This window comes from Streptomyces sp. NPDC093795, assembly GCF_044764665.1.
Taxonomy (GTDB): Bacteria; Actinomycetota; Actinomycetes; order Streptomycetales; family Streptomycetaceae; genus Streptomyces.
The window spans coordinates 167,863-184,313 of record NZ_JBIWIO010000015.1 but is presented as its reverse complement, the minus strand read 5'-3'; the positions used below and the strand labels follow the sequence as shown (position 1 = coordinate 184,313).

At 70.3% G+C, this 16,451-nt stretch carries 18 protein-coding genes; 6 read left to right on the top strand and 12 right to left on the bottom strand.

The genetic code is table 11. The features are described from left to right. Positions 1 to 346: 346 nt before the first annotated feature. A complete protein-coding gene (locus tag ACIRB7_RS32285; protein ID WP_403605931.1) occupies positions 347 to 1,009 on the bottom strand; it encodes a DNA-3-methyladenine glycosylase in 663 nt (220 codons plus the stop codon). An 87-nt stretch (positions 1,010 to 1,096) separates the two neighbouring features. Here ACIRB7_RS32285 and ACIRB7_RS32280 point away from each other — a divergent pair, with 87 nt between their 5' ends. The 3 genes from ACIRB7_RS32280 (at position 1,097) to ACIRB7_RS32270 (ending at position 3,125) form a co-directional block, all read left to right on the top strand. After that, the gene (locus tag ACIRB7_RS32280; RefSeq protein WP_403605928.1) at positions 1,097 to 1,879 is read left to right on the top strand and encodes a sporulation protein; all 783 of its coding nucleotides are present in this window, start codon (positions 1,097 to 1,099) and stop codon (positions 1,877 to 1,879) included. A gap of 35 nt (positions 1,880 to 1,914) precedes the next feature. Next, positions 1,915 to 2,454 (top strand): YbhB/YbcL family Raf kinase inhibitor-like protein, encoded by a 540-nt coding sequence (locus ACIRB7_RS32275; RefSeq protein WP_403605925.1) that lies wholly within the window; start codon positions 1,915 to 1,917, stop codon positions 2,452 to 2,454. A 164-nt stretch (positions 2,455 to 2,618) separates the two neighbouring features. After that, a complete protein-coding gene (locus ACIRB7_RS32270; protein ID WP_403605922.1) occupies positions 2,619 to 3,125 on the top strand; it encodes an HNH endonuclease in 507 nt (168 codons plus the stop codon). 65 nt (positions 3,126 to 3,190) lie between these two features. Here ACIRB7_RS32270 and ACIRB7_RS32265 read toward each other — a convergent pair whose 3' ends face one another. From ACIRB7_RS32265 to ACIRB7_RS32250, 4 genes are all read right to left on the bottom strand, one after another. Continuing rightward, entirely contained in the window at positions 3,191 to 3,964 is a 774-nt protein-coding gene (locus ACIRB7_RS32265) for a sulfite exporter TauE/SafE family protein (RefSeq protein ID WP_403605919.1), read from the bottom strand. A gap of 92 nt (positions 3,965 to 4,056) precedes the next feature. Continuing rightward, complete coding sequence (locus ACIRB7_RS32260; protein ID WP_403605916.1) at positions 4,057 to 4,995, bottom strand: SPFH domain-containing protein; 939 nt, start codon at positions 4,993 to 4,995, stop codon at positions 4,057 to 4,059. Positions 4,996 to 5,088: 93 nt separating this feature from the next. Further along, a complete protein-coding gene (locus tag ACIRB7_RS32255; protein WP_403605913.1) occupies positions 5,089 to 5,520 on the bottom strand; it encodes an NfeD family protein in 432 nt (143 codons plus the stop codon). A 76-nt stretch (positions 5,521 to 5,596) separates the two neighbouring features. After that, on the bottom strand, positions 5,597 to 6,394 hold the full coding sequence (locus tag ACIRB7_RS32250; RefSeq protein ID WP_403605910.1) for an ABC transporter ATP-binding protein: 798 nt from the start codon (positions 6,392 to 6,394) through the stop codon (positions 5,597 to 5,599). Positions 6,395 to 6,540: 146 nt separating this feature from the next. Between ACIRB7_RS32250 and ACIRB7_RS32245 the strand changes: the two genes are divergently transcribed. Then, positions 6,541 to 7,332 carry a hypothetical protein gene (locus ACIRB7_RS32245; protein WP_403605907.1) on the top strand — a complete coding sequence of 264 codons (792 nt, stop codon included), beginning with the start codon at positions 6,541 to 6,543 and terminating at the stop codon, positions 7,330 to 7,332. A gap of 491 nt (positions 7,333 to 7,823) precedes the next feature. On the opposite strand, the gene ACIRB7_RS32240 is transcribed toward ACIRB7_RS32245, so the two are convergent. The 3 genes from ACIRB7_RS32240 to ACIRB7_RS32230 all read right to left on the bottom strand — a co-directional run bounded on the left by ACIRB7_RS32240 (position 7,824) and on the right by ACIRB7_RS32230 (position 10,002). Then, positions 7,824 to 8,066 (bottom strand): chaplin, encoded by a 243-nt coding sequence (locus tag ACIRB7_RS32240; protein WP_403605904.1) that lies wholly within the window; start codon positions 8,064 to 8,066, stop codon positions 7,824 to 7,826. Between the two features lie 153 nt (positions 8,067 to 8,219). Beyond that, positions 8,220 to 8,864, bottom strand: coding sequence for a response regulator (locus tag ACIRB7_RS32235; protein WP_403605902.1), 645 nt, complete (start codon positions 8,862 to 8,864; stop codon positions 8,220 to 8,222). After that, the gene (locus ACIRB7_RS32230) at positions 8,857 to 10,002 is read right to left on the bottom strand and encodes a GAF domain-containing sensor histidine kinase (RefSeq protein WP_403605899.1); all 1,146 of its coding nucleotides are present in this window, start codon (positions 10,000 to 10,002) and stop codon (positions 8,857 to 8,859) included. The genes ACIRB7_RS32235 and ACIRB7_RS32230 overlap by 8 nt, the downstream gene beginning before the upstream one ends. Positions 10,003 to 10,437: 435 nt before the next feature. On the opposite strand from ACIRB7_RS32230, the gene ACIRB7_RS32225 reads away from it, so the two are divergent. Further along, positions 10,438 to 11,214: a transglycosylase SLT domain-containing protein gene (locus ACIRB7_RS32225; protein ID WP_403605896.1), complete on the top strand. Its 777-nt coding sequence runs from the start codon at positions 10,438 to 10,440 to the stop codon at positions 11,212 to 11,214. Positions 11,215 to 11,318: 104 nt separating this feature from the next. Here ACIRB7_RS32225 and ACIRB7_RS32220 read toward each other — a convergent pair whose 3' ends face one another. Beyond that, positions 11,319 to 13,922, bottom strand: coding sequence for an FHA domain-containing protein (locus ACIRB7_RS32220; RefSeq protein WP_403605893.1), 2,604 nt, complete (start codon positions 13,920 to 13,922; stop codon positions 11,319 to 11,321). 197 nt (positions 13,923 to 14,119) lie between these two features. On the opposite strand from ACIRB7_RS32220, the gene serB reads away from it, so the two are divergent. Next, complete coding sequence (gene serB / locus ACIRB7_RS32215) at positions 14,120 to 15,334, top strand: phosphoserine phosphatase SerB (RefSeq protein ID WP_403605890.1); 1,215 nt, start codon at positions 14,120 to 14,122, stop codon at positions 15,332 to 15,334. Between the two features lie 81 nt (positions 15,335 to 15,415). Here serB and ACIRB7_RS32210 read toward each other — a convergent pair whose 3' ends face one another. The 3 genes from ACIRB7_RS32210 to ACIRB7_RS32200 form a co-directional block, all read right to left on the bottom strand. Then, complete coding sequence (locus ACIRB7_RS32210) at positions 15,416 to 15,934, bottom strand: SixA phosphatase family protein (RefSeq protein ID WP_403605887.1); 519 nt, start codon at positions 15,932 to 15,934, stop codon at positions 15,416 to 15,418. 35 nt (positions 15,935 to 15,969) lie between these two features. After that, complete coding sequence (locus ACIRB7_RS32205; protein WP_403605884.1) at positions 15,970 to 16,173, bottom strand: hypothetical protein; 204 nt, start codon at positions 16,171 to 16,173, stop codon at positions 15,970 to 15,972. A 145-nt stretch (positions 16,174 to 16,318) separates the two neighbouring features. Next, positions 16,319 to 16,435: an SGM_5486 family transporter-associated protein gene (locus ACIRB7_RS32200; protein ID WP_260461994.1), complete on the bottom strand. Its 117-nt coding sequence runs from the start codon at positions 16,433 to 16,435 to the stop codon at positions 16,319 to 16,321. Positions 16,436 to 16,451 lie beyond the last annotated feature (16 nt).

The following is a 16,451-nucleotide window of genomic DNA, read 5'->3' as shown; positions in this document are numbered from 1 at the left end:
TTTTTGGCACGCTGTTGAGTTCTCAAGGAACGGACGCTTCCTTTGTACTCACCCTCTCGGGCTTTCCTCCGGGCTTCCCTTCGGTATTTCGTGTTCCCAACCTTACCAGATCGTTTTCCGTTCCGTTTCCGGTTCGGACTTTTCTATCCGGTGGCCTGTTGGCTGCCTTTCGCCTCTCGGCGTGGTCACTACTTTAGCTGATTCATTCGGCGACTCATAATCGAGTCAATCGAATTCGAATTCCGGCATGCCGGAACAGACCCCTGCTGGGGCATCATGTTCAGTAGTGGATGGCAGCTGCGGGGTGCTCGAACAAGCAGGCCCGTAACCAGCTGCTCGGGCTACGTTAGGCGTTCGGTTCGCCTGAGTCAAGCCTACGCCGCCGGGGGGTGTGAGCGCGGTACGGGCTCACCGTCGGGTCCTCGTCGATCCAGAAGCGCCAGGGGTGCGGGGCGCCGTCGCCGCCGACGCCCGTTCGGGGGCCGGTGCGGATGAGGTCCGGGTCGGGTGGGGTGCCGGTGAGCAGGGCCAGCGGGGCTTCCGGGTCGGCGCAGGTGTCCGTGCCGTTGAGGGAGAGGGCGACGTCGAGGGCTGTGGCCAGGCGCGCCGGGCCCTTGGCCAGCTCGCGGTCGTAGCGGGCCGAGCGACGGCGGGCGCGGGCCTGGTCGGCGCCGTGGAGGAACTCCCCCGCGCGCAGCAGGACCCCACTCGCCTCGCCCTCGGGTCCGCAGACCAGGTTGAGGCAGTGCCACATGCCGTACGTGAAGTAGACGTACGCGTGTCCGGGTGGGCCGAACATGACGGCGTTGCGTGCCGTGCGTCCTCGGAAGGCGTGCGAGCCGGGGTCGACCGCGCCGGCGTACGCCTCCACCTCCGTGAGGCGCAGTTCCATCCGGCCCCCGTCGGAGTTGCGGACGAGGGTGCGGCCGAGGAGGTCGGGGGCCACCTCCAGGACCGGGCGGTCGAAGAAGGTCCGCGGGAGCGGCGTACGGTCGGGACTCTCACTCATGGCGTCCGAGCGTAGTGGGGCCCGGTGGGGAACCCGCTACGGTCGTGGCGCGTATGTAGGGGTCAGGACCGAGAAGGAGTGTCATTCATGGGATTCAAGAAGCTGCTCGCGAGCCTGGGTGCCGGTGGGGCCAGCGTGGAGACGGTGCTCACCGAGGAGAACGTGGTTCCGGGTGGTGTCGTCCAGGGTGAGGTGCGGATCCAGGGCGGCAGTGTCGACCAGCAGATCGAGGGGCTCTCCGTCGGGCTGCAGGCGCGGGTCGAGGTGGAGGGCGGTGACCAGGAGCAGAAGCAGGACATCGAGTTCGTCAAGGTCCGTCTGGGCGGTGCCTTCGAGGTGAAGGCCGGCGCGGTGCACGTGGTGCCGTTCGGTCTGGAGATCCCGTGGGAGACGCCGGTGACCTCGGTCGCCGGGCAGCAGCTGCGCGGTATGAACATCGGTGTGACGACCGAGCTGGAGATCGCCCGCGCGGTGGACTCCGGTGACCTGGACCCGGTCAACGTGCACCCGCTGCCGGCGCAGCAGGCGATCCTGGACGCCTTCCTCCAGCTGGGGTTCCGTTTCAAGAGCGCGGACATGGAGCGCGGGCAGATCCGGGGGACGCGGCAGAAGCTGCCCTTCTACCAGGAGATCGAGTTCTTCGCGCCGCAGCAGTACCGCGGTCTCAACCAGGTCGAGGTCAGCTTCGTCGCGGACGACCGTGAGATGGACGTCGTCCTTGAGATGGACAAGAAGCCGGGTCTGTTCGGTGAGGGCAGCGACTCGTTCCGTGCCTTCAAGGTGGGGCTCCACGACTTCCACACCACCGACTGGGCGGCTTACCTGAACCAGTGGCTCGCCGAGGTCGGCGGCCGTCGCAACTGGCTCTAAGCTCAGCTGGATCGGTGGATAAGAGGAGGTTCTACGTGTCCAAGGACAAAAGGGCGCCGCTCCCCCACGACTTCCATCCGCCGGTGGCGGCGTTCACCGTGGTGAGCGACGACATCGCGCCGGGTGAGGTCCTGAAGGACGCTCAGGTGCAGGCGGAGGGGGACACCTCGCCGCACCTGCGCTGGGAGGGGTTCCCGGCGGAGACGAAGAGCTTCGCCGTCACGTGCTTCGATCCGGACGCGCCGACGGGCAGCGGGTTCTGGCACTGGGTGCTGTTCGACATCCCGGTGTCGGTGACGGAGCTGCCCGTGGGGGCCGGGTCGGGATCGTTCGAGGGTCTGCCGGCCGGGGCCGTGCACGCCCGGAACGACTACGGCGCCAAGGAGTTCGGCGGTGCGGCTCCCCCGGAGGGGGACCCGGCGCACCGCTATGTCTTCACGGTGTACGCGGTCGACCGCGAGAAGCTCGGCCCGGACGCGGACGCCTCGCCCGCGGCCGTCGGGTTCAACCTGCGGTTCCACACGCTGGGGCGTGCCCAGTTGATCGGTGAGTACGCGGCTCCGGCGGCGGTCTGATCGTTCGTTTGTTGTTTGCCCGCTTCTGGTCTTGGAGAGATCAGAAGCGGGCATCTTTTGTTGCGCGGGAAATTGCGTTGTCCGACCCCGGCCGGCCCGGCCATCGTTGCTCCAGGCCCCATCGCCCCGCCCGGGGCCGGGCCTGCACACGGGAGGTGGGCACAATGCGGGACACGCTGGTACTCAACGCGAGCTTCGAGCCGCTTTCGACGGTCACACTCAACCGCGCGGTGGTGCTTGTCCTGCAGGCGAAGGCCGTCGTCGAGCACGCCCATCCCGATCTGCGGGTGCGCGGTGCCGCGGTCGATCTTCCCGTGCCGCGGGTGATCAGGCTCTGCCGTTACGTACGGGTGCCCTTCCGAAGACAGGCGCCGTGGTCGAGACGGGGGGTGCTGGTCCGGGACCAGCACCGGTGCGCGTACTGCGGGCGGCGGGCGACGACCGTCGACCACGTGGTGCCGCGTGCCCAGGGCGGTGGGGACAGCTGGTTGAACACGGTGGCCTCGTGCGCCGAGGACAACCACCGCAAGGCCGACCGGACTCCGGAGCAGGCGGGGATGCCGCTGCTGCACCAGCCGTTCGAGCCGACGCCGGCGGACGCGATGCTGCTCTCGATGCGGGCGAGCGAGCGGTCCGAGCTGCCGGAGTGGCTGGCGCAGGCGGCCGCGTAACCCTGTCTCGTGCGGTGTGGGCCCGTCTCTCCCGGTGGGGGGGACGGGCCCTTCCGGTGTTGCCGCTAGCGGAGCGTGAGTTGGAGGATCGCGATGACTCCGACCGCGATGATCACTCCGCGCAGGACGGTGGGCGGCAGCTTGCGGCCGACCTTGGCGCCGATCTGGCCGCCGATGGTGGAGCCGACGGCGATGAGCAGGACGGCCGTCCAGTCGAACTCGGCGACGAAGAGGAAGAAGACGGCGGCGATGCCGTTGACGAGGGCGCCGAGGATGTTCTTGACGGCGTTGATCCGCTGCAGGGTGTCGTGGAGCAGCAGGCCCATGAGGGAGAGGTAGAGCACTCCTTGGGCGGCGCCGAAGTAACCGCCGTACATGCTGGCGAGGCAGAGGCCGACGAGGAGGGCGGGGCCGCCGTCGGGGTGGGCCTCGGTGCCGGTCTGTTCGCGGCGGCGCTTGACGGCGGCGGCGATGCGGGGCTGGAGGAGCACCAGGATCAGCGCGAGGCCGATGAGGACGGGGACGATCGCGTCGAAGGCCTCGGACGGCAGCGCCAGGAGCAGGATCGCGCCGATGAGGCCGCCGATGAGGGCGGCGCCGCCGAGGCGGAGGATGCGGGCTTTCTGGCCCTTGAGTTCGCGCCGGTAGCCGATGGCTCCGCTGATGGAACCGGGGACGAGTCCGAGGGCGTTGGAGACGTTCGCGGTGATCGGGGGGAGTCCGGTCGCGAGGAGGACCGGGAACGTGATGAGCGTTCCCGATCCGACGATGGTGTTGATGGTGCCGGCGCCGATGCCGGCGGCGAAGACTGCCAGGGCTTCCCAGATGGACAACGCCATCTCCTTACATGGTCAGTGAGTCGCCTCCCCGCCGTGACGTCGTCAGGGTCGAGGGGCTCGCACCGATCATGCACGAGAATTACGTGTACGTGTCAGTCAACCGGCGGTTCGTCGCGCCTTTCGGTCGCGGCGCCCTTGGTGTTGAAGCCGGGGACGCTGCCGTCCTTGTTGCCGAAGGCGCCCGAGAGGCCCTTGAGTGCGTCGCCGATCTCGCTGGGCACGATCCAGAGCTTGTTGGCGTCGCCCTCGGCGATCTTCGGGAGCATCTGGAGGTACTGGTACGAGAGGAGCTTCTGGTCGGGGTCGCCGGCGTGGATGGCCTCGAAGACCGTACGGACGGCCTGCGCCTCGCCCTCGGCGCGCAGGGCCGCGGCCTTGGACTCACCTTCCGCGCGGAGGATCGCGGACTGCTTCTCGCCCTCCGCGGTGAGGATCGCGGACTGGCGGGTGCCCTCGGCGGTGAGGATCGCGGCGCGCTTGTCGCGCTCGGCGCGCATCTGCTTCTCCATCGAGTCCTGGATGGAGGTCGGCGGCTCGATCGCCTTGAGCTCGACGCGGTTGACGCGGATGCCCCACTTGCCGGTGGCCTCGTCGAGGACTCCGCGCAGGGCCGCGTTGATCTCCTCGCGGGAGGTCAGGGTCCGCTCCAGGTCCATGCCGCCGATGATGTTGCGCAGGGTGGTGACGGTGAGCTGCTCGATCGCCTGGATGTAGCTGGCGACCTCGTAGGTCGCGGCGCGGGCGTCGGTCACCTGGTAGTAGATGACGGTGTCGATGTTGACGACGAGGTTGTCCTGGGTGATCACCGGCTGCGGCGGGAACGGGACGACCTGCTCGCGGAGGTCGATCCGGTTGCGGATCGAGTCGATGAACGGGACGACGATGTTCAGTCCGGCGTTGAGCGTGCGGGTGTAGCGGCCGAAGCGCTCCACGATCGCCGCGCTCGCCTGCGGGATGACCTGGATCGTCTTGATCAGGGCGATGAAGACGAGCACCACCAGAATGATCAGAACGATGATGACTGCTGACATCGTGTTCCCCGTGTCCTTCGCTGCCAATTGACTGCCGGGTGGCCTTGCATGATCGAGTTTCGCAGATGACGGAACGTCATGGGCGAGGTTCGGTCACATGACGACGGCGGTCGCTCCGTCGATCTCGACGACGTCGACCTGGTCGCCCGGTTCGAAGGTCTGTCCGGAGTCGAGCGCGCGGGCGGACCAGATCTCGCCCGCGAGCTTGATCCTGCCTCCGCCGGAGGCGTCGACCCGTTCCAGGACGACGGCCTGACGCCCCTTCAGGGCGTCGACCCCGCTGGCATGGCCGGGTCTGCCGTCGCGGTGGCGGGCGGCGATCGGGCGTACCACCGCGATGAGCGCCACCGAGACGACGACGAAGACGAGTACCTGGGGGGTGACGCCGAAGCCGAGGGCGGCGGTCACCGCCCCGGCGACCGCTCCGACGGAGAACATGCCGAATTCCGGCATCGCGGTCAGGACCAGCGGAATGCCGAGCCCCACCGCGCCGATCAGCCACCAGACCCACGCGTCGATGTCCACGGGGTCATGGTAGGGCGGGTGGGGTGCTTCGGGACAGGGCGCGGGCGGCTGTGCGGGACGCCGGCGCTCCGGCCGGTCACTTCAGGGGCAGGCCGTGGGCGGTCCAGCGGTCGGCGACGCGCTCGACGACGAGCGGCAGGCCGAAGCAGAGCGACAGGTTGCGGGAGGTCAGTTCCATCTCGACGGGGCCCGCGGCGAGGACCTTGCCCTGACGGATCATCAGGACGTGGGTGAAGCCGGGCGCGATCTCCTCGACATGGTGCGTGACCATGATCATGGAGGGGGCGTACGGGTCGCGGGCGAGGCGGCCGAGGCGGCGGACCAGGTCCTCGCGGCCGCCGAGGTCGAGGCCGGCGGCGGGCTCGTCGAGGAGGAGGAGCTCGGGGTCGGTCATCATCGCGCGGGCGATCAGGGTGCGCTTGCGCTCACCCTCGGAGAGGGTGCCGAACTTCCGGTCCAGGTAGTCGTTCATCCCGAGCCGGTCGAGGAAGGCCTTGGCGCGGTCCTCGTCGACCGGGTCGTAGTCCTCGTGCCAGGTGGCGGTCATGCCGTACGCGGCGGTGAGGACGGTCTGCAGGACGGTCTGGTGCTTGGGGAGCTTCTCCGCCATGGCGATGCCGGCCATGCCGATGCGGGGCCGGAGCTCGAAGACGTCGGTGCCGACGCCGCCGAGCTGCTCGCCCAGGATGTGGGCGGTGCCCTTGGTGGGGAAGAGGTAGCTGGAGGCGATGTTCAGAAGGGTGGTCTTGCCGGCGCCGTTGGGTCCGAGGATGACCCAGCGCTCGCCCTCCTTCACCGACCAGGAGACGTCGTCCACCAGAGCCCGTCCGTCGCGGACCACGGATACGTCCACCAGCTCCAGTACATCGCTCATGAGCGCGTTGTCTCCCCTTGCGGTCGAGTCGTGTCGTCGCCTTGCGCCGGTGGGCGCGGCGTCCAGGGGAAAACCTACGTTATCGACGGAGCGGGCCGGTCCCTAGGGCTTCCTTTGACTCCCGGGACGCGCCCTAGTCTTGGGGGATGCTTTCGGAACCACGCTCAGGACGCCTGGCCGCATGGGGCAACGCCCTGCTGGCCGGGGCGGTGTCGCCGGACGAGGCGGCCCTTGCCATTGTCGGGGAGGACGCGGTGCACCGCGTGGAGGGGCTGCCGGGTGAGGCGCGGCCGGTGGGGCTGACGCTGGCGCTCGGCCGGCTGCGGCGGCTCGGGGTGACCGGGTGGCGGGTGGCGCTGCCCGCGCCGGGGCATCCGCTGGGGCTCAGCGGACCCGCGGACTTCAACGCGCGCGCGTTGGAGGCGGAGGAGGCGGTGGTGGGCTTCGGTGCGCCGTACGGTCTCGTGCCGGAGGTCTCCGAGGCGGGTCCGGTGGGTGACGTGCACGTGGAGGTGGTCTGGCGCTGTCTCGCGGTGCGGGAGGCTCCGCCGGCCGACGTGCCGTCGCTCGGCGAGGCCGAGCGGGAGCTGGCGGAGGCGCTGCGGGACGCCACGTCGGTGCTGACCCGGCTGGACGTCGCGGCCTCGGGCCCGGCGGCGGACGCGGCCCGTGAGGCGTACCGGGCGCGGGCGGAGGTGGGCCGGGAGGTCCTGGCCCCCGGGTACCCGCCGCGGGCGGTCCGGGTCCTGGAGCTGGCGCAGCGGGTGGGGCTGCTGGTGGATCTGGCGTACGACCACGGGCATGGGGGCGCGGTGAGCGCGTCGGAGATGGCGGCGCGGGGGGAGGCTTTGCGGCCGGTGGAGCGGGTGGCTCGGCGGGCGCAGGTCGCGGCGTACAACGCGTATGTGGAGGAGCGGGAGAGGGAGCGGGGGTTCTGACCGCTGCTGGGCCGCGGGGGCGATCCGGGCTCAGCGGTGAGGCCCGGCTCCCGCCCCGACTCGGCGGACGGAGTCCGGCGCAGCGGTCCGAAGCCCGGGAGGCCCGCCAGGGCCGAGCGGTGCGAGGGACGCGTCGGGAAGAGGCGGCGCTGCGGCCGGTGGAGCGGGTGGCTCGGCGGGCGCAGGTCGCGGCGTACAACGCGTATGTGGACGAGCGGGAGAGGGAGCGGGGGTTCTGACCGCTGCCGTTCCCGGCTGCGGGCCGCGTGGGCTGCGGGTGAAGGCGTAGGGGCGGGCGGCGCCCTGGGGGGGGTTGTGCCCACCCGTTCCGCCCTGCGGAACGATTGCCCACAACCGGTCCGGACAGAGGCCGGGGCTCGGGGCGCGTGCCGGCCCTTTCGCCCTGCGGAACGATTGCCCACAACCCGGGGGGTGGGAAAGGGGTCGGCCCCCGGGGGATTCTCCGGGGGCCGGGTTTTTTTTGGGGGGGCTCAGTGGTTGGCGGTGTGGTTGCCGAAGGCCGGGTTGAGCAGGCCGATCACGGTGACCGTGTTGCCGGAGACGTTCACGGGGACGTGGACCGGGGCCTGCACCAGGTTGCCGGAGGCGATGCCCGGCGAGTTGAGGGCCTTGCCCGTGGCCTCGGCGCCGTGGGCGGAGGCGACACCCGCACCGGCGGCGACGATGCCACCGGCGACCATGGTGAGGGCAGCGGCCTTCTTGAGGTTCTTCACTTGGTACATCCTCCTGGTCATCGCTGCGGCCGGTCAGCCGCAGCACGCCATGGAGAACGCCGTACGCCCCGACAGGTTGCGCCGAACGGGGGACATACACACGACGGTATGAAGTACTGAACGGTCGTGCGCCCGGCGCGTAAGGGGGGCGTGTCAGTCGGTGAGGCCGTGCCTGACCGCCCAGAGGGCCGCCTGGGTGCGGTCCGCGAGGTCGAGCTTCATCAGGATGTTCGAGACGTGCGTTTTCACCGTCTTCTCCGAGAGGACGAGCGCGCGGGCGATCTCGCGGTTCGAACGGCCGTCCGCGATCAGACCCAGTACCTCGCGCTCCCGCTCCGTGAGCGTCGAGCCGCGTCCCGTGCCCCCCGGCGAGTCCTCCTGGGACAGGAGCGCGCCCGCGACCTCGGGCTGGAGCAGGATGTGCCCCGCGTGGACGGAGCGGATCGCGCCGGCGAGGGCGTCGGGGTCGATGTCCTTGTAGACGTACCCGGAGGCGCCGGCGCGGAGCGCGGGGACCACCGTGCGCTGCTCGGTGAAGCTGGTGACGATCAGGACCCTGGCCGGGTTGTCGAGCGCCCGGAGCCGCTTCAGCGCCTCGACGCCGTCCGTACCGGGCATCTTCACGTCCATGAGGACGACGTCGGGTCGGAGCTCCTCGGCCCTGGCGACGCCCTCGGCGCCGTCGGAGGCCTCCCCCACGACCTCTATGTCGTCCTGTACCTCCAGGAAGGTGCGCAGGCCCCGTCGGACGACCTGGTGGTCGTCGACCAGCAGGACTCGGATCCGCTTGTCAGCCACCGGGAACCTCCATCTCGATCGTGGTGCCCTCGCCCCGGGCCGAGGTCACGGTGAGCGATCCGCCGACGCCGCTCGCCCGGTCCCGCATGGAGACCAGGCCGAGGTGGCGCCCGGCTCTGCGGACCGTACGCGGGTCGAAGCCCTTTCCGTCGTCGGTGACGGTCAGCCGCGCGCCCTGGCCGCTGCGGGTGAGGGAGACGGTGACGCGTTCCGCCTCCGCGTGCCGCAGGGCGTTGTGCAGGGCCTCCTGGGCGACGCGGAGCACGGCCTCCTCCTGGGCGGCGGGCAGCGCGCGGGTGCCGGGGCTCTCGAACGTGACCCGGGCGGTGTGGGCGCGGTCCAGGACCTGGATCTGGGTACGGAGGGTGTGGACGAGGCCGTCCTCGTCGAGGGCGGCGGGTCGGAGCTCGACGACGGCGGCGCGCAGCTCGTCGGCGGCCTCGGCGGCGAGCGCGGCGACCTGCTGGAGTTCGACCTTGGCGCGGCCCGGGTCGCGGTCGACGAGGGCGGCGGCGGCCTGGGCGGTCAGCCGGAGGGAGAAGAGCTTCTGGCTGACGGCGTCGTGCAGCTCGTGGGCGAGGCGGGAGCGCTCCTCGGCGATGGTGAGCTCGCGGCTGCGCTCGTACAGCCGGGCGTTGGTGAGGGCGATGGCCGCGTGCTGGGCGAGGATCGCGAGCAGTTCCTCGTCCTCGGCGGTGAAGCCGCAGCCGCCGGTCTCCTTCGGGCAGCGCTTGTTGGCGAGGAAGAGGGCCCCGAGGATCTCGTCGCCGTCCCTGACGGGGAGGCCGAGGAAGTCGGACAGTTCGGGGTGGGCGTCTGGCCAGCCCTCGAAGCGGGGGTCCTCGCGGACGTCGGCGAGCCGCTCGGGCTCGGCCTTGTGGAGCATCGACGCGAGGATGCCGTGCTGCCGGGGCAGCGGGCCGATGGCCTTCCACTGCTCGTCGCTGACGCCGTCGACGACGAACTGGGCGAAGCCGCCGTGGTCGTCCGGGACGCCCAGGGCCGCGTACTCGGCGTCGAGCAGCTCGCGGGCGGAGGCGACGATCGTCTTGAGGACGTCGCGGACCTCCAGGTGGCGGCTCATCGCCAGGAGGGCGGTGCTCACGGCGGCGAGGCCGGAGCTCGGTCGATGGCTCATGTGGTCACCGTACCGGCGGGTCGTGACCGTGCGTATCCGCCCGGAGACCGCGGTGGAGGGGGACCGGGGACCTAGGTCGTAGGGCTGGGGGCCCGCCCTGGTCCTCCAGGATGAGGGGGTTGACCGTGTGCATTGCTCACGCAACGCGCGGTGAGGTTGTTACCCGCCCGATGTGAGCCCGCGCATAGGACCCAGGTCACTTACGAAGGACCGTAGTGGAGCCTCTGGGGGCGGGGCAGGGTGGGGTGAGCCCGACATAAGGGCGCTTCGGTGGCTCGTGCACGGGCCCCTGATCCACTACCCGGGATCGTACGTCACACCTTTGCCACAGCATTTTGCTGCCGCTAAGAATTGCCAACGTCGCCGCCGAGACCAGGCGCAGCGCCACTCCCGGCGGAGCGACGACCCCCCAGCGATTCGAAGAGGTAGTCCGGTATGTCTACGAACACCCCTGGCCACAATCGTGGTCTGAAGAAGACCCACAAGGCCACGATCGCCGGCGTCGCCGCTCTGGGCGCCGCAGCGCTCACCCTCTCCCTGGTGCCCGGCAACGGCACCAAGGAAACCGAGCCGCAGGCGCTCTCCGGTACCCAGCAGGTGGCCTGGTCGTACAACGCGAGCAGCCCGCAGGCGAAGGCCCTGGCCGCGAGCGTCACCGAGCAGCAGACCACCATCGGCCTGAAGGCCAAGCAGGAGGCCGCGGCGAAGGCCAAGGCCGACGCCAAGGCCGCGGCCGCCGCGAAGGCGAAGGCGGACGCCAAGGCGAAGGCCGCGGCGCAGGCCAAGGCGGACGCCAAGGCCAAGGCTCAGGCGCAGGCGAAGGCCGCGGCGAAGAAGCGTGCCGCGGAGAAGGCGGCCGCGAGCCGTTCCGTCGCCCGCACCCCCGTCTTCGCGAACAACCTCGACGGCTGGATCCGCGAGGCGCTGTTCATCATGGACAAGCACAACATCCCGGGCACCTACAACGGCCTGCACAAGAACATCATGCGCGAGTCCAGCGGTAACCCGCGGGCCATCAACAACTGGGACATCAACGCCATCAACGGCGTCCCGTCCAAGGGCCTGCTCCAGGTCATCTACCCGACCTTCAAGACGTACCACGTGGCGGGCACCAAGTTCGACCAGTACGACCCGGTCGCCAACCTCGTCGCCGCCGCCAACTACGCGGCCGACCGCTACGGCTCGATCGACAACGTCAACAGCGCCTACTGATCCCCGGTCCCTGATCGCGGTCGGTCCGCTGTCGTACGCCGAAGGGCGGCACCCCCTCGTGGGTGCCGCCCTTCGGCGTACTGCCGTGCCGTGCCCCGCCGTGGCTACTTGCGCATGACCTCGGGCTCGTGGCGGCGCAGCAGCCGCGCCACGACGACGCAGCAGACGGCCGCCATGAGCAGCTGGACGCCGAGGTCGAAGCCCCACTGGCCGGCCGTGTGCTCCCACAGCGCGTCGGTGTTCGTGGGGTCCTTCGGGTCCCATGGCGGCATGAGACGGGCCAGGTCGAGCGTGGTACCGGCACCGGCGATGCCCCAGCGGGAGGGCATGAGCCAGGCGAACTGCTCCAGGCCGGGCGAGCCGTACACCTGGAAGAGGATGCCGGTGAACACGACCTGGATGATCGCGAACATGACCAGGAGCGGCATGGTCTTCTCGGCGGTCTTCACGAGCGCGGAGATGACCAGGCCGAACATCATCGAGGTGAGGCCGAGGGCGATCACCTGGATGCACAGCTCGACGGCCGGCGGCATCAGGAGCCCCTCGGCGGGCAGCGCCCGGGTGGAGAAGCCGATGCCGCAGATGATGACGCCCTGGAAGGCCGTGATCACGCCGAGGACGATGACCTTGGACATCAGGTACGCGGAGCGGGAGAGGCCGGTGGCGCGCTCCCTCTCGTAGATGACCCGCTCCTTGATCAGTTCGCGGACCGAGTTGGCGGCGCCGCTGAAGCACATGCCGACCATGAGGATCAGCATGATCGTGCCCGCGTCGCCGTTGAAGCGGGACGGCGGCGTGGGCGAGCCCAGGCCGAAGTCGGCGGGGATGACCACCGAGACCGCGCCGAGGACGGCGGGCAGGATGACCATCAGGCCCAGGAAGCCCTTGTCGGAGGCGATCACGGAGACGTAGCGGCGGATCAGGGTCCACAGCTGGGAGCCCCAGCCCTGCGGCTTCGGCGGCCTGGTCATCGAGTGCTGCGGCATCTGGACGGGCTGGGCGGCGACGGCGTCGATGTCCGCGGCGTACATCTGGTAGTGCTGCGAGCCCTTCCAGCGGCCCGCCCAGTCGTAGTCGCGGTAGTTCTCGAAGGCGGAGAAGACATCGGCCCAGGTGGAGTAGCCGAAGAAGTTCAGCGCCTCCTCCGGCGGGCCGAAGTACGCCACCGAGCCGCCGGGGGCCATGACGAGGAGCTTGTCGCAGAGGCCCAGCTCGGCCACCGAGTGCGTGACGACGAGGACCGTGCGGCCGTCGTCGGCGAGGCCGCGGAGCAGCTGCATGACATCGCGGTCCATGCCCGGGTCGAGGCCGGAGGTCGGCTCGTCCAGGAAGATCAGCGAGGGCTTGGTGAGGAGCTCCAGGGCGACCGAGACGCGCTTGCGCTGGCCACCGGAGAGGGAGGTGACCTTCTTCTCCTTGTGGATGTCGAGCTTGAGCTCGCGCAGCACCTCGTCGATCCGGGCCTCGCGCTCGGCCTCGGCGGTGTCGCCGGGGAAGCGGAGCTTGGCCGCGTAGCGCAGCGCCTTCTGGACGGTCAGCTCCTTGTGCAGGATGTCGTCCTGCGGGACCAGACCGATGCGCTGGCGCAGCTCGGCGAACTGCTTGTAGAGGCTCCGGTTGTCGTAGAGGACATCGCCCTCGTTGGCCGGGCGGTAGCCGGTCAGCGCCTTGAGCAGGGTGGACTTGCCGGAGCCGGAGGGGCCGATGACACCGATCAGCGACTTCTCCGGGACGCCGAAGGAGACGTCCTTGAGGATCTGCTTGCCGCCGTCGACGGTGACCGTGAGGTGGCGGGCGGAGAAGGAGATCGAGCCGGTGTCGACGAACTCCTCGAGCTGGCCGCCGACGAGCCGGAAGTTCGAGTGGCCGACGCCGACGATGTCCTGCGGGCCGAGGAGGGCGGTGCCGCCCTTGGTGATCGGCTGACCGTTGACGTACGTGCCGTTGTGAGAGCCGAGGTCGCGGATCTCGAAGCGGCCGTCGGGCGTCGCGTGGAACTCGGCGTGGTGCCGCGAGACCTGGAGGTCGGAGACGACCAACTCGTTCTCGAGGGCACGGCCGATGCGCATGACGTGGCCGAGGGCCAGCTGGTGGAACGTGGTGGGGCTGCGGTCGGCGTACGCCGAGGAGGCACCCGCGGGTCCGCCAGTGGCCGGAACCTTCTGCGCGAGCTGCTCGACGGGGCCGCCCTGTCCCGGGTGGCCGGCCGGGACCTGCTGGTGCGGGACCTGCTGGTGCGCGGGGGCGTGTCCGCCCTGTGCGCCCTGCTGCGGCCAGCCCTGTTGCTGCGGGGGCGCCTGGTGCGTGGCCCAGTCGGCCTGGGCGGCGGCTTGGTGGGCCGGGGTGGCCCGGTGGGCCTGGGCCTGCTGCCCGGGCACCTGGTGCTGGGGCGCGGCGGCGGCGCCGGCGGCGGCGAGATTCAGCCGCGGGCCGTCGGTCGCGTTGCCGAGGTGGACGGCCGAGCCCGGGCCGATCTCCACCTGGTGGATCCTCTGCCCGCGCAGGAAGGTGCCGTTGGTGGAGCCGTGGTCCTCGATGACCCAACTCCGGCCGCCCCAGCTGATGGTGGCGTGGCGCCACGAGACCCTGGCGTCGTCGATGACCAGGTCACCCTGAGGGTCCCTGCCCAGGGTGTACGACCGGGACGGATCGAGCGTCCAGGTCCTGCCGTTCAATTCCAGTACGAGTTCTGGCACTCCATGCCCCACTACTTGTCCCCCGATGTACCCCCGTCGTCGGGAGTCCAGGGATGGCGAATCATCCTGGGGAACTATTTCAGGCCCGGTCCCGTATCGGAAAGTCGGGCAGCGTGAAGACCTTCGGGGTGACTCCTGGAGCAGTCGGGTGTCCGCAGGGCGGGACGGGGGGTCGGGTGACACACGGTGCCCGATACGGTGGAAGCACCATGAGCGCATCGCAGACCTCAGACGTTCCCACCCTTCTCGTCAAGATCTTCGGGAAGGACCGTCCCGGGATCACCGCGGGACTCTTCGACACTCTCGCCGCCTACTCCGTCGACGTCGTGGACATCGAGCAGGTCGTGTCCCGCGGCCGCCTCGTCCTGTGCGCGCTCGTCACCGAGCCGACCGTCGCCTCGCAGGGCGAGCTCCGGGCCACCGTGCACAGCTGGGCGGAGTCCCAGAAGCTCCAGGCCGAGATCATCTCCGGTACGGGTGACAACCGGCCGCGCGGCAGTGGGCGCTCCCACGTGACCGTGCTCGGGCATCCGCTGACCGCGGAGCAGACGGCGGCCATAGCGGCCAGGATCGCGGAGACCGGCGGCAACATCGACCGTATCTTCCGGCTGGCGAAGTATCCGGTCACGGCCGTCGAGTTCGCCGTGTCCGGCTGCGAGACGGAGCCGCTGCGGACCGCGCTGGCCCCCGAGGCGCACACCATCGGCGTCGACGTGGCCGTCGTCTCGGCCGGGCTGCACCGGCGCGCCCAGCGGCTCGTCGTCATGGACGTCGACTCGACGCTGATCCAGGACGAGGTGATCGAGCTCTTCGCGGCGCACGCGGGCTGCGAGGACAAGGTCGCCGAGGTGACGGCGGCGGCGATGCGCGGGGAGCTGGACTTCGAGCAGTCGCTGCACGCGCGGGTGGAGCTGCTCGCCGGGCTCGACGCCTCGGTGGTCGACAAGGTCCGCGCCGAGGTGCGGATGACGCCCGGGGCCCGGACCCTGATCCGTACGCTCAAGCGGCTCGGCTACCAGGTGGGCGTCGTCTCCGGCGGATTCACGCAGGTCACCGACGATCTGAAGGAGCGGCTCGGGCTCGACTTCGCCTCCGCCAACACCTTGGAGATCGTCGACGGCAAGCTCACCGGGCGGGTGACCGGCGAGATCGTGGACCGGGCGGGCAAGGCGCGGCTGCTGCGCCGGTTCGCGGCGGAGGCGGGGGTGCCGCTGGCGCAGACCGTGGCGATCGGCGACGGGGCGAACGACCTGGACATGCTGAACGCGGCCGGGCTCGGCGTGGCGTTCAACGCGAAACCGGTGGTGCGCAAGGCCGCCCACACCGCGGTGAACGTGCCGTTCCTGGACACCGTGCTGTATCTGCTCGGCATCACGCGCGAAGAGGTCGAGGCGGCGGACGGCCCCGAGGACCAGCTGCACTGAGCGGTGGCGTCGCGTACGCCGAAGGGGCCCAGTCGTCGGATGACGGCCGGGCCCTTTTCCCTACGGGGTCGGACGTACCGATCAGTCGTGCGGGGTCCAGAAGTCGACGAGTCGGGCGGCGCCGTGCTCCAGGGTCTTCCAGTCGCCGCTGAAGGTGAGGACGGCGAAGGCGGAGGTCGGGAAGCCGCTGCGGTTCATCCGGGGGAGGACCTCGCCCTCGGACGCGCCGGCCAGGGCGTCCGCGAGGGCGTGCACGCCGGGGTTGTGGCCGATGACCAGGAGGTCACGGACCTCGTCCGGGGTCTCGTTGAGCAGGGCGATGAGCTCGCCGAGGGAGGCCTCGTACAGCCGCTCCTCGTACACGGTCCTGGGGCGCTCCGGCAGTTCGTGCACGGCCAGCTTCCAGGTCTCGCGGGTTCTGACGGCGGTCGAGCAGAGGGCCAGGTCGAAGGCGATGCCGGCCTCGGCGAGCCTTCGGCCCGCCACGGGGGCGTCCTTGCGGCCTCGCTCGGCGAGGGGGCGCTCGTGGTCGGCCTCATCGCTCCAGTCCGCCTTGGCGTGTCGGAGCAGCACGATCCTGCGGGATGTATCGACGCTCATGGTTCTCAGCTTCGCATGAAACGGCTCGCGCCGACTCAGAGAGAGAGCGTTTGCTGGATCTGCTCCAGGACCCCGCCGACTCCCGCGTCGCCCGCGGTCGCGTGCGCCCCGGCGGGCCCGGCTATCAGCAGCAACAGGGCAGTGAAAGCGGCCACGGGGAGGACCAGCGCCCACCAGGGCAGCCGGGTGTCGACGCCGGTCGGCAGGGGCCGGGTGCTGGTGTGCGATCGGGCCGACATGGCCGCCTCCGAGGGGGGTGGGAAACCTTTTCCGCGTGGTCTCCAACCTACGGAGCGGGCGCCCTCCGGCCCATCAGGTGATCCACCCAGTTCACCCTGACACTCACCCCCTAGGGGATACGGGGGTTGTCCCCACCCTCGGCGCTCACGGCGAGGCGAAGGTGGCGATGACGGCGATGACCACCGAGATGCCGAGCATCGCGCCGAGCACGAGGAGCAGCTTCTTCTGGCCGTTCGGGGGGTTGGGTTCGAGGACTGGCATGGCGACAGTCTCGCAT